Origin of the sequence: Paenibacillus hubeiensis (assembly GCF_032334105.1) — a bacterium.
Taxonomy (GTDB): Bacteria; Bacillota; Bacilli; order Paenibacillales; family Paenibacillaceae; genus Paenibacillus; species Paenibacillus hubeiensis.
Genome location: NZ_JAVYAE020000010.1, coordinates 247,192 through 259,684, shown reverse-complemented (window position 1 = coordinate 259,684; position 12,493 = coordinate 247,192). Strand labels below are relative to the sequence as shown.

The window sequence follows — 12,493 nt, the reverse complement described above, 5'->3', positions numbered from 1 at the left end:
GCTACATGCCGAACAGCCGATTGTAGAGCGATACTATCCGTTTTTTTCAACCAAGGATGTTCTTGCTTTAGATCTGGGAGCTGCGTGGCACAAGCATGGTACGACAAGCCCTTGCCCGTGGCGTCAAACGTATCCTTCCATTGCCCCAGAAAATGGTTGAACACAAACCGGCAACATCCAAACATCTGATGAATCCACTGCTGCTGTGTACGATTGGGGTAGATCCGATACTTGTATGCTTTATGGAAGAACATGCCATGCACCTCCGTTCCTTGCAATTATCATAGCACATATGTTCGGTTCCGAATAGAAAAAAATGGCAATTCACCCCCCACCTAAAGCTGACGCTTTTGAGGAGGGAGTCTTCTCGCCTTCAACGAAAGTCATTTATACCAGGCGGGATATTCGAACTTTTATGGATACACCCATTCCGAAAGATACCATTGACCGGATACTGCATGCGGCCCATCACGGTCCATCGGTCGGCTTCATGCAGCCATGGAGCTTTATTTTGGTGACGGAGGAACATACGAAATCCCGCCTCGCCTGGGCGGCCGACAAAGAGCGGAGAGCGCTCGCCATCCACTATGAGGACGAAAAGAAAGAACGCTTCCTCGGCATCAAAATCGAAGGTCTCATGCAGGCCCCGCTCACGATCTGCGTCACGTCCGATCCGACCCGCGGCGGGTCCCATGTCCTTGGGAGAAATTCCATTCCCGAAACCGACCTGATGTCCACCGCCTGCGCCATTCAGAACATGTGGCTTGCCGCTTGCGCCGAAGGGCTTGGTATGGGCTGGGTCAGCTTTTACAAGAAAAACGACGTTAGAGACATCCTGAACATTCCTCCGCATATCGAACCTGTCGCTTTACTGTCCATTGGATATACGGAGCATTATCCGACGAAACCGATTCTGGAAACGGCCAACTGGGAAAAAAGAAGAGATTTGCAGTCGGTCATTTATCATGGACGATGGGGCAACGCCGAGGAAATGTAGCTCATAAGGCTGGCAGCTACAGCAAATGATCCTCCAACTGTTCCAGCACCACGCTCCACCAGGCATCTTCACTGGCTAAGCTGGCGGGATCCTTTTCGATATAATATGCTCGAAGTTCCTGAACGGCTTTCTCTCGCGCGGCAATTGAGGTGCTCTCGTTTCCGGGTTTGATCTCCCCGCGCCGAAAGGCTTCCAGCTTCAGTCTAGCCTGCTCCGCCGTGAGGATCGTCGGTTCTTCCCGGGTGGAAAATTGCTGCATAACATCTGCATAACGCTTCAGAAATTCGACGAATGCGGCCAAGGAAGCGTTGATTCGGCCAAGCTCGCCCGTCTCCGCATCCATGGTGCAGACTCGGCCCGTTCCCGTTTCCACGCAAAGCCAGGCAGCAGTTTCTTCCCACTCGTATCCGATCGGAAACAGTTTCAGCTTTCCTTCTTTGTCCGTGATGAAATCTCGGTCCGTACGAGGTTGAAAATGAACGCCAAGCACGTCTTCATCGTTATGGCGCAGCTGCGGCAGGCCCTGTTCCAACAAAAGCCGACGCGTTTCCTCCGGCAAACATGCGGCCTCGACCAACGTCTGATCGTAACGAATATACGGTATTGCTTCGTCCATTCCCCCACCTCCGTTTGATATTGCTAATATTATAATCACCCACGGTGATGCCAGCAATCCGGCGTAGAACCTAAAAAAACCTCTATCGATGAATTCAGGGGAAGGCAGACTGCGTTTTGGCAGCCGTTTTTGCCCCTACAGTCTGCATGTATTGAAAAAACCCTGCGATCTTCATGCGAAGACCCAGGGTTTTTGAACCATTCTATATTTGTCGTCCAGCTTGATCCGTGCCGGGCAAATTATACATTGAAACGGAAATGCATGACGTCGCCGTCCTGCACCACATACTCTTTACCTTCGAGGCGAAGCTGCCCGCGCTCTTTGGCGCCATTCATGGAACCTGCAGCAACCAAATCCTCGTAGGATACCACCTCTGCACGGATAAATCCACGCTCGAAGTCACTGTGGATGACGCCCGCCGCGCCTGGAGCTTTCGTTCCTTTGCGGATGGTCCACGCGCGTACTTCTTGCACGCCAGCAGTGAAATACGTGTACAGGCCGAGCAATTTGTAAGCCGCCTTAATCAGGAGGTTCAGGCCGGAATCCTGAATGCCGAGCTCTTCGAGGAACATTTGCTTGTCCTCGCCTTCCAGCTCGGAAATCTCTTCTTCCACCTTCGCGCTGATCGGCACGACTTCCGCGTTCTCGGCAGCAGCGAACTCTTTTACTTTTTGTACATATGCATTGTTGGCCACATCGCCGATTTCATTCTCGGACACGTTGGCCGCATACAGCACAGGCTTCAGGGTCAACAAGTGCAGATCGCGGATGATCAGGCGCTCATCGTCGGTCAGGTCCATGCTGCGCGCCGGTTTGTCTTCATACAAAACAGCCTTCATGCGCTCAAGCAATTCCACTTCCTGCGCGTATTGTTTGTTGCCGCCCTTCATGTTTTTCTTGGAACGTTCGATACGCTTCTCCACGCTCTCGATATCGGCTAGGATCAGCTCCAGATTGATCGTCTGAATGTCGCTGATCGGATCGATCTTGCCGTCCACATGCGTGATGTTCTCGTCCTCGAAGCAGCGAACGACATGCACGATCGCGTCCACTTCGCGGATATGAGCCAAGAACTTGTTTCCAAGCCCTTCACCTTTGCTCGCGCCGCGCACCAGACCCGCGATATCCACGAATTCGAATGCCGTAGGTACCGTTTTCTTCGGTTCTACTAGTTCGGTCAGTTTGTCCAGTCGCTCATCCGGCACTTCCACGATGCCCACGTTAGGATCGATCGTGCAGAACGGATAGTTGGCCGATTCGGCACCAGCTTGCGTGATTGCGTTAAACAGCGTGGATTTCCCGACGTTCGGAAGACCCACGATACCAGCTTTCAAAGCCATGTATATGACAACTCCTCATTCATTACTTGTTCGGTTCGAATAATCCTACTCATTATATATGACAAGCACCGGTGCATCAAGGAAGTTTGCCAATTCCATGCGCACCGGAGCAGGAAAATCATCCACAATCTTCTATGAGCCTTGGGTCAAATTACGTTGCTGAGATCTGTTAGCGTTGGATCACGCTTCATATCGGCCACATAAGGTGGCTGATGTTCGTTAGCGCCCGAGCTCCTTGTACATGGTCATGTCCGTAATGGCATACCCCATCTTGCGGTATAACTCGCTCGCCCGCACATTATGCCCGAATACATGCAGCCCGATGCGATTCACGCCAAGACCCGCAGCCGCTTGCTCCAAGGCGGCCATCGCTTCTGTTCCATATCCTTTACCGCGATGCTCCTCTTCGACGACGATGTCGAGCAGAAACGCCTCTTTCCCGCGCAGATGCTCCGTCACGTTAAACCAGATATATCCCACATTTCCGTCCACCTCATGCATAAGGTTGTATATGTACGCTCCCTTCGTCTGCAGGCCCTCCGGCAAAAATCGGCGATAGGACTCACGGGATAACTGCTCCGCCTCTTCTTCCGCCCATGTGCCCGCTTCCACTTTATCCAGAGCAAAGTCCTTAATGCCCCGGTCCAGAAAACGCGCAAACTCCTGATCATTCATTTGTACCAATTGCATCTGATGTCCCCCCATTTCAGATAAACCAACGAAAATATAATGGTGAAAGAAGAATGTATGTAATCATAATACTTCGCGCCATAACTATGTTAAAATATATAGGCGAGCGACCCGCCAAAAGTTTCTCGCCCAAAGTCGATTGGATTATTCCATCGGCTTTTCTATTTTAACATGATTGTATTGATTGATCAGATCATCAAGGACCATAGATTGCTGTATAACAAGGGGATGTAGAAGATCTCCATATTCCAACTTTAATTGATAGAGCTTCTGTCTCGCTGCTTCGATCTGCAACTTGAGCTTGCCACATTCCATATTCACCCCTCCCTGTTGTAACATTTTAGACTGTTCTGCTAATTAGTAGGAAAACAAGTGAACTCCAACACAGTTTGGTCATCATCGTCTGCAGTCATGTTGGTTAGCCTCTGGCTACATATCCCTCTTCAAAAACACAGCAAAAAAGACATGCCTAATACGAAAAAGCCCCTTCGAAGTAGACGGATTTAACCAGTCTGCTTGAGGGGCATACCACATTTAAGAATACCTTTATTATTGAATTATTCGTTAACTTCCAAGCCCGCGGCTGTTCGTTGTCATTTTGACAGAAGACGTTAATGTTCATGTATATTAGTGAATACTATTAGGAAAATCAAGTTCCCATGCCATGACCATTAGTTGTCATAATTGTGGGATGGTTTATTTCGATGGGGTTCGGTTGAGCAGTCGGAAAAATGACTCCTGCCGCGATACTACATGTAAATATGAATAGTGCCAACTTCATTTTCATTCGTTTTCACACCTTCCCAATCAATTTTTTGTAACGCAGTTTGGCTTCTTCAACTGCATAATACCGAAATTTTTCAAACAATTTTATACATTTCAGCATACCGTCTTTATTCTTAATTTCAATAGCAAAATCCAAACCACTAAGGATCATCTCAAAGCCCCTATTATAATCTTGATTTGTTAGATAATATGTACCTAGGCCCACAAGCAAAGTACCATATTGATCATTCGTATATTGCTCACTGATTTTTCCAATACGGTTACTTTGTTCTTGGTACATGAAATAAGATTCATACGCTTCAAGAACTGAATTAATGTTAATATCAAATCGATTCGCTGCAGTCACAATTGCGCATAAAGCAGGGAAGATCTCGTTCTCTCTTTCAGAGATATAGTTTAGATAATCTTGGATAACCTCTGTTTTGCCTGACATTAACTCATATAAATAACGATTGCCTTCTGCCCATTCCTCGAACTGATGGATAACAATGATCTCCTCGTCGCTCGGGTCACTTACCCAGCTATAATCCGTGTACAAAGAGACATATTGAAGTGCTTTTTCATATTCTTCATAGTAATAACAAGCCTCTCCAAGTGCCAAATATGCGTATAAAACATAGAATATAATCTGCTTTTTAGGGTTATCTTTCGCTACTCTGGCTGTTTCCTTCAGCTCATAATGGATCATTGCTTTTAACTTTAACTGATCAGCAAGTATCTTCACTTTATCCCATCGGCGCAATGAAGCATACACATTAATCAGGTCGTTCAGACCATCTAGCTGATAAGGCTCGTCAAGCCTGTCTACAAAAAACTCAAATTGAGTAGCTAGGGCAAGATTGCTCATCTGATCTTTGGAAAGCCCGATCGTGAACAAACGATACTGACTGAGAGCCAATCGTTCAGAGTGTTGCATTTTCTCGCTCTCGGCTACACAACGATATAAGGGCTTGGCGGCCTCAAGCTTCCCTTCACGATATAACTGCTCGGCCAACTCAAACAAAAGGGGCGCATAGGAAAGATTATCCATAATCAGATTAACAGCTTCTTCCATACACGCGACCTTACCGAGTTCGGCACAACGGTATAGAAAAGGCCTAAGTCTTCGCCAATCCGGGCTTGTATGTACAAAACACTCATTTATGTATAACTCATAGAAATAACCCTCAGTCAAACCCATCCCGGCAGTAAGCCGGTCCAGTTGTTGCATGCCTATAGGGCGTAGTCCGTTCAGCGTTCCACTCAACGTCCCTGAATTAATACCCGATATCTCCGAAAAATGATTGAGTGTCATATTGTTTCTTTTTAAATAGTCTTCTAAATGATCACGTATCGTGGCTACTGAGTTCAAAAGGACACCACCTTTCAAAAAAATTAAGCAACGGTCAATAAAACTATACAATATTTTTACATTTAATTTCAATATTTTACTTGTAAATAATTTACTTTTCTTATTAGAATACTTGTCAGCATTGCTCAATGGTTGTCAAAGATGGTCCCAAGGGTGCTTGGGGGCCTACATCAATTGAAAGTGCTCAAGGTCTGGAGTTCACAATACAACATCCGTAAGAAATGACAAAGCAGCATCCATTACGTTTGACGTCTATCGATAACATCATTAGAAATAGCCTGATTTAGAAACCTTAGATAATATGGTTAACACTATGCGGAAATTGCAGGACATGACTGTTAGAGTACACACCAAATGATAAGGGATAAAAACACAAACTGGGCTAAACATTGTCACGAAGCGTATGGCTTTCCCACTTTTAAAGATAAACATAAAAAATCCATCCACTTTTTACTTTGGACGGATTTTTTGTGTTTCTGATGATTAGGTTAGTACGCACTCAGCAAAAATTAGCACTTCATACGGAGTGCGACAAGAGATTAACAGCATGCGGGAACAGTTCGATCCATTTCAATCCACACACTCATATAGAGCGCGACCTCACCCTGTGGGAACCCCTGAATTTGAGGCAGCCTGATTTCAATCCACGCACTTATATAGAGTGCGACAGGAGTCACACATGTATTTTGTAACCCCGTGTTACAATTTCAATCCACGCACTCATATAGAGTGCGACAATCTCGGACGCGAGTTGATTCATGCAAAAGTATTATTTCAATCCACGCACTCATATAGAGTGCGACGAGTCTGCTTTGGTGTCAAGCATTACCACGCGTGGATTTCAATCCACGCACTCATATAGAGTGCGACAGCGAAAATACACGTAATAAAGTCACATAACGTAGACATAATTACGTATTACCTCTAATTATAACAAATACTATCCACATTTGTGGCAAAAGAAGCCTAAATTCAAAATCAGTGTTGCCAAAAGGTCACAAAATGAGGTTTTCGACAAAATTCGAGGTGCGAATCCCCCGGGAAAATCATGTGAGCTTGAGGTTCGCACCGAACATGTGAAGGAGAGCAAAAAAATATCACTTCATCGTTTCAACGCCGTTCCACCAAACGGCTCGTCATCCGCAATTCCTCGATTCGACCCGCGCCGATGCCGAACATGACGGTGCGCAGCTCGAATTCGACCTGCTCCAGCCGCTGATCCAGTGCCTCGTCCGAGGCTACGGCCGACTCCAGCAGCGAGCGTCCGAAACCTGCCAGATCAGCCCCCAATGCAATTGCTTTGGCTGCATCCACCCCATTATACAGGCCGCCGCTGCCAATCAGCGCGCTTTCGGGATTCATGGCACGTACGTCGCGGATGCAATCCGCCGTCGGAATGCCCCAGTCCGCAAAGGCTTCCGCCGCCGCACGCCGAACCGGCTGCTTGTTCCGGAATTTCTCCACCTGCACCCAGCTTGTGCCGCCGGCTCCGGCCACATCGACAAAAGCTGCCCCGGCTTCATACAACTGACGTGCCGTTGAACCATCGATGCCCCAGCCCACTTCCTTCACGCCAACCGGAACGTCCAGCACCCGGCACAAACCCTCGATCTGCTTCAGCAGCCCGCCGAAATTGGTATTGCCTTCAGGCTGGAAAATTTCCTGCAGTCCGTTCAGGTGCAGCACCAGCATGTCCGCCCCGGCAATATCGATGGCGCGCCGGAACTCGTCCGGTCCAAAGCCGTAATTCAACTGCACCGCTCCCAGATTGGCAATCACCGGAATATCGGGGGCCCAGCGCCGCACATCGAACGTATGCGCAAGGTCCGGCTGCTCCACGGCAGCCCGGATCGAACCTACGCCGAGCGTCCAGCCCCGCGCATTCGCCACGCGCGCGAGCCGTTCGTTTATCGCGCCGGTCGTATCGCTCCCTCCAGTCATCGAACTGATGAGCAGAGGCGTGCGCAGTTTTTTGCCGATAAATGACGTTTCCAGACTCAACGCGTCGAAATCCAGCTCCGGCAGCGGGTTATGCCGGAAAGCATACCGTTCCAAGCCGGTGGTGATCCCTTCTCCCGCAACCTGTTCCTGCAGGCATAGACGGACATGCTCCAGCTTCCGTTCGCTCGTCGGGACTTCGGGAAGCAGCCGTCTGGCCGCTCTTTCTTGTTCGTTCATGATGCAACCCCCTTATGTGAAATGCCCGCATACAACTCTACCCAGTATACCGTTCCCAAAAGTCGATGGAAAGGGAGCCCGGTACGCTAATCCAAGCAAAACCGCTCCGACCCGCTCACCGACAAGCTGCCCTTACAGCGTGACGATCAGCGTGCCATCAACGGATGCATATCACCCCAAAGAATCACAGCCCATCTACATCCCTGTTTCGATTGCCTGGGCGGGGCAAAAGGTCAATACCTTGGACAGATGCGGATAGATCGGGAATAGGTGGAAAAACTGATAGAAGCGCCGCGAGATCCATCAGCCAGTGCAATCCTGACTGTTTTTCCGTGTACAACCGATATTCAGCGCTCCTGAACCTGTGGATTGCAAGGCACGCATCATTGATTTGCTGGATGCCGTCCCCGCTGCATTCCGTTTTTTTGCGTCAGCCGCTGCAAACCTGTGGTAATGGTAGACAACATGCACCCGGGCTTTGGCCCATAAGCCAGTCTGTTTCCGCATTTACATTCCGATCCTGCCGGATCAAGGGAGGCATCATATGATTTTTTCTCATCGCCATCGCAATCGGTCAGACCCGCGCAGAGCCGTCAGACGTTTTCCGTACATAAGGACATTATTGGGTTTGCTCGCCTTATGGCTCGTCGCCGTTATGGCGTACCAGACATACAAACCTCTGCCGCCCGGCATCTCTTATGCAAGCCCGGAGTATAGGGTGAAGGATGTGAAGTTTTTGTACGATCTGACCTTTCCTTCCGGAGACGGGCAGGTCGAGCATGAACAGCAGATTTTCCAGCGGATGCTTCAGGTCGTCGAACATGCAGAACAATTCGTCGTCGTCGACATGTTTCTTTTTAACGACTATCAGCATAAAGGGCAGCATTTTCCGCCCGTCAGCAGGCAGTTCGCGGATGCACTCATCGCCAAAAAAAAGCAGCATCCCGACATGCCCATCCTGTTTATCACGGATGAAATCAATACCAATTACAATTCCGCGCCCAACCCTCTGCTCGAAAGAATGAAGCACGCCGGCATCGAGGTCGTAATTACGAATGATGACCCGTTAAGGGACTCTACCCCGATCTACTCTGCCGTTTGGCGGACGTTCTTTCAGTGGTTCGGGCAGGCCGGGGAAGGCTGGATTCCCAATCAGATGGCGAGCGATGGCCCGAAGATGACCTTGCGTTCCTATTTAAAGCTTTTGAACATCAAAGCGAATCACCGCAAGGTGGTCACCAGCGAAAAGTCGGCCGTCATTTCATCCGGCAATATCCATGATGCCAGCGTTTACCACTCCAACATCGCCTTTGAAGTAAGCGGTCCCGTCATCGCAGACATTCTGGCAACCGAGCAAGCCGTGCTGGACATGTCCGGCGGCGGACAGGTTCCCGTATACGATCCGCCCGCTCAAAAAAACGACGGAGAGGCGCGCATCCGCTACTTGACCGAGGGAAAAGTGAACGATGCCGTCCTTCAGGAGATCGGCGCGACCGAACAAGGAGACGTGCTCTGGATGGGCATGTTTTACATCGCTTCCCCGATGGTGCTGGATGCCCTGCTGGACGCCTCGAAAAGAGGCGTGGATATCCGCCTGGTGCTTGATCCGAACGAAAATGCCTTCGGGCGATCGAAGCTTGGGATTCCGAACCGCCCTGTCGCCGAAGAGCTGCATGACAAATCGGGAGGGAACATCCATATCCGGTGGTACAACACCACGAAGGAACAGTATCATACCAAGCTGATGTACATCGACAAGTCGAGTGGGGATGACATCCTGCTCGGCGGATCATCCAATCTCACTCCCCGCAACCTCAATGATTACAATTTGGAAAACGACCTGTGGGTCGCGGCTCCGTCGGATCATCCTTCCATGCATAAGGCAGCCGATTATTTTGAAAGAATATGGTACAACAACGATGCCGTATTCACCCTGAGCTTGAAAGCATTTCAGGAAAAAACGACGTTTCTGAAGCGAATCGCCTATAAACTGCAGCTTGTGTTGGGCTTTACGACCTTTTGAAAGAATGGCCCTTTCCATCCGTCTGTCCTATTTGCGGGCAGGCGGATTTCATATGACACTTGACACGGGATGTGAAATATGAAAATATAATCACCTAACGACCGTTAGGAAGGTGAATGAATATGACTGCAACATCCATTCGGGATGCCGCCCTGATCCATTTTGCGAGAGACGGGTATGAAGGTGCCTCCCTCCGTGCCATCGCGGATGAAGTCGGCATCAAAAAGCCGTCCATATATGCGCATTTCAGCAACAAGGATGACCTGTTTTTGCACACGTTGTCCCATGCCTTTAAAGAAGTACAGCGGCATACGCTGGAATATTTCAGGGACCATGCCCACCTTTCGCTGGAGGAGCGTTTGAAGGGTTTGCTGACTTGGGTGGAGCACGAATACAACACGCAGGCGTCGGCCCGCTTTATGCTTCGCATGTGTTATTTCCCGCCGCTTGCGCTGTACAACGACGTCATGGGTATCGTATATCCGTTTCTGGACGGATTGGAGCGTTCCCTAAAGCGGTTGCTTCAACGTGCCATACGGGAGGGGGAGCTTCCGTCCATTGCGTCCGAACAGGTTGCCGTGGCGTTCATGACCTTGCTGGACGGCGTAACGGTGGAGCTCATATACGGCAATTCGAGGCGATACAAGATGCGGCTCGAAGCGGCCTGGCCTATATTTTGGAGCGGCATTCATCATCTGAGCAACTGACACCAAGGATTGACGAAAGGAGAACTTACGCAGCATGAACCGCAATTGGTTGTATGTTTTTATTGGAGGATTAATCGAAATCGTATGGGTGAGCGGTCTGAAGCATGCCGGCAACGTCTGGGAATGGGCGCTCACCGCCCTGGCCATCATCATTAGCTTTGCTTTGATCATCGCGGCTTCCAAACGGCTGCCTGTAGGCACCGTTTATGCCGTTTTCACGGGAATCGGCACGGCAGGCACCGTGCTGGCCGAAATGATTCTTTTCGGAGAGCCGTTCAAACTGGCCAAAATACTGCTGATCGGCCTGCTGCTTGCAGGCGTCATCGGACTGAAGCTGGTCACCGACCAGCAATCTGCACAAGGGGGTGAGGCATAATGGCATGGCTCGCTCTGGTTGGCGCAGGCATTTGCGAAATTTTCGGGGTCATCGGCATTAACGGCGCCTCTTCGAGAAAAGGCTGGCGCTACGTTGCACTTATGCTCGTATCGTTTGTATGCAGCTTCTCGCTGCTCTCTTATGCCATGACCTCCATTCCCATGGGCACCGCCTATGCCGTATGGACGGGAATCGGGACGGTAGGCAGCACGTTGACCGGCATGTTGTTGTTCGGCGAACGTAAAGAAGCGAAGCGGCTGCTGTTCATCGCCATGATTCTGGTGGCCGCCATCGGCCTGAAACTGATTACTTAATCATCTTAATAAGTATGGGTGACTTCAAATTAGAAGTCGCCTTTTTTATCCCCATTTACCAATTCCCTTCCATTTGAAATCGGCTTTTCATTTCGTTTATACTTGTTTTGACCACAAAGTCAATTCAAGAACTCAAAAGTTCGGAGCTGAGGTGGATGTATCGTTAATGAACCCGATTCATGAAATGAACGAGAAAAAAAGGATGGTCATCACGACAGCGCTCCGGTTGTTCTCCGCCAAAGGCAGCACCGGAACGTCCATGCAGGAAATTGCGGAAGTATGCGGCATGTCCAAGGGCAGCCTCTATCTGCTGTTTAAATCCAAGGAAGAGCTTGAAGCCAGCACGATGGAATACTGCGTGTACACGCTGGTCGACGAGATGACCCAGATTGAACAGAGTGCCGGCTACACGGCAAGGGAACGCCTGCTGAAACAGATCGAGACACTGCTCATTCACGTATCTGAACTGAAGGAATTTTTGAGGGTGCAAATGCGCAGCATGATGATCAATGACGAGCAGCCCGGCCGGGATAAATGCAATCCCAAGAACCGTGACCTCGAAATTCGCATCGTGCATTGGTTTAAGGAGAAGCTCGAGGATCTATACGGTCCGGAAATTGGACCTTACACCGTAGACCTCAGCCTGCTTACGCATGGACTGTTTCTTTCCTACGTCAAAATCTGGTTTACGGAAATGCCTTCCCTGACCGTATCCAAAATGGCAACCAATTTGCTGCAAACGATCGATTATGCGGCACATGGGCTGCTGGAGCAGCGCCCTGCCCCATTCGTTCGTTTGGAAGACTGGCCGGCCTGGGCCAGCAACCCTAACACGGACTCTACAATGATGCGTCATCCCATTCACATTATTCGAGAAATGCAGGATGTCGTCACATCGTCCCTTACCGAAGGGCAGATCAAAAACGATGCGCTTGAGGCCATCGCCATCCTGAAGCAGGAAATGATGGAGTTCACGCCAAGGCGCGCAATCATCCTCGGCATGATGCACAATCTGGAGGGTATTTCCGCCATTGAAGCCTTGCATTCCGAGCTTCAGCACATTATGGATGCCATGTACAGCCGGTTCATCCAAGCTGACTCGTAACACCAATATA

13 protein-coding genes and 1 CRISPR repeat array are annotated in these 12,493 nt (G+C 49.5%); of the genes, 6 read left to right on the top strand and 7 right to left on the bottom strand.

The window, feature by feature from the left end:
* Positions 1-254 (bottom strand): helix-turn-helix domain-containing protein (locus RSX24_RS23115; RefSeq protein ID WP_343261893.1); only part of this gene is annotated, 254 nt, incomplete at its 3' end.
* A gap of 68 nt (positions 255-322) precedes the next feature.
* On the opposite strand from RSX24_RS23115, the gene bluB reads away from it, so the two are divergent.
* Positions 323-997: a 5,6-dimethylbenzimidazole synthase gene (gene bluB, locus RSX24_RS23110; protein ID WP_343261900.1), complete on the top strand. Its 675-nt coding sequence runs from the start codon at positions 323-325 to the stop codon at positions 995-997.
* Between the two features lie 16 nt (positions 998-1,013).
* Here bluB and RSX24_RS23105 read toward each other — a convergent pair whose 3' ends face one another.
* The 6 genes from RSX24_RS23105 to fni all read right to left on the bottom strand — a co-directional run bounded on the left by RSX24_RS23105 (position 1,014) and on the right by fni (position 7,958).
* On the bottom strand, positions 1,014-1,613 hold the full coding sequence (locus tag RSX24_RS23105) for an SUKH-4 family immunity protein (protein ID WP_343261892.1): 600 nt from the start codon (positions 1,611-1,613) through the stop codon (positions 1,014-1,016).
* A gap of 239 nt (positions 1,614-1,852) precedes the next feature.
* Positions 1,853-2,953: a redox-regulated ATPase YchF gene (gene ychF / locus RSX24_RS23100; RefSeq protein WP_236413049.1), complete on the bottom strand. Its 1,101-nt coding sequence runs from the start codon at positions 2,951-2,953 to the stop codon at positions 1,853-1,855.
* A gap of 219 nt (positions 2,954-3,172) precedes the next feature.
* Positions 3,173-3,643: a GNAT family N-acetyltransferase gene (locus tag RSX24_RS23095; protein ID WP_339274978.1), complete on the bottom strand. Its 471-nt coding sequence runs from the start codon at positions 3,641-3,643 to the stop codon at positions 3,173-3,175.
* A gap of 144 nt (positions 3,644-3,787) precedes the next feature.
* Complete coding sequence (locus RSX24_RS23090; RefSeq protein WP_343261891.1) at positions 3,788-3,958, bottom strand: aspartyl-phosphate phosphatase Spo0E family protein; 171 nt, start codon at positions 3,956-3,958, stop codon at positions 3,788-3,790.
* A gap of 478 nt (positions 3,959-4,436) precedes the next feature.
* Entirely contained in the window at positions 4,437-5,780 is a 1,344-nt protein-coding gene (locus RSX24_RS23085) for a transcriptional regulator (protein ID WP_343261890.1), read from the bottom strand.
* A gap of 567 nt (positions 5,781-6,347) precedes the next feature.
* Positions 6,348-6,650: a CRISPR direct-repeat array (repeat unit 32 nt; unit sequence ATTTCAATCCACGCACTCATATAGAGTGCGAC).
* Between the two features lie 240 nt (positions 6,651-6,890).
* Entirely contained in the window at positions 6,891-7,958 is a 1,068-nt protein-coding gene (gene fni, locus RSX24_RS23080; RefSeq protein WP_343261889.1) for a type 2 isopentenyl-diphosphate Delta-isomerase, read from the bottom strand.
* Positions 7,959-8,502: 544 nt separating this feature from the next.
* Between fni and RSX24_RS23075 the strand changes: the two genes are divergently transcribed.
* From RSX24_RS23075 to RSX24_RS23055, 5 genes are all read left to right on the top strand, one after another.
* Positions 8,503-9,981, top strand: a complete 1,479-nt coding sequence (locus RSX24_RS23075) for a phospholipase D family protein (protein WP_343261888.1) — start codon at positions 8,503-8,505, stop codon at positions 9,979-9,981.
* Positions 9,982-10,103: 122 nt separating this feature from the next.
* The gene (locus RSX24_RS23070) at positions 10,104-10,688 is read left to right on the top strand and encodes a TetR/AcrR family transcriptional regulator (protein ID WP_343261887.1); all 585 of its coding nucleotides are present in this window, start codon (positions 10,104-10,106) and stop codon (positions 10,686-10,688) included.
* 34 nt (positions 10,689-10,722) lie between these two features.
* Positions 10,723-11,064 carry a DMT family transporter gene (locus tag RSX24_RS23065; RefSeq protein WP_236413064.1) on the top strand — a complete coding sequence of 114 codons (342 nt, stop codon included), beginning with the start codon at positions 10,723-10,725 and terminating at the stop codon, positions 11,062-11,064.
* Positions 11,064-11,378, top strand: coding sequence for a DMT family transporter (locus RSX24_RS23060; protein ID WP_343261886.1), 315 nt, complete (start codon positions 11,064-11,066; stop codon positions 11,376-11,378). The genes RSX24_RS23065 and RSX24_RS23060 overlap by 1 nt, the downstream gene beginning before the upstream one ends.
* A 166-nt stretch (positions 11,379-11,544) precedes the next feature.
* Entirely contained in the window at positions 11,545-12,483 is a 939-nt protein-coding gene (locus RSX24_RS23055) for a TetR/AcrR family transcriptional regulator (protein ID WP_236413068.1), read from the top strand.
* Positions 12,484-12,493: the final 10 nt, after the last annotated feature.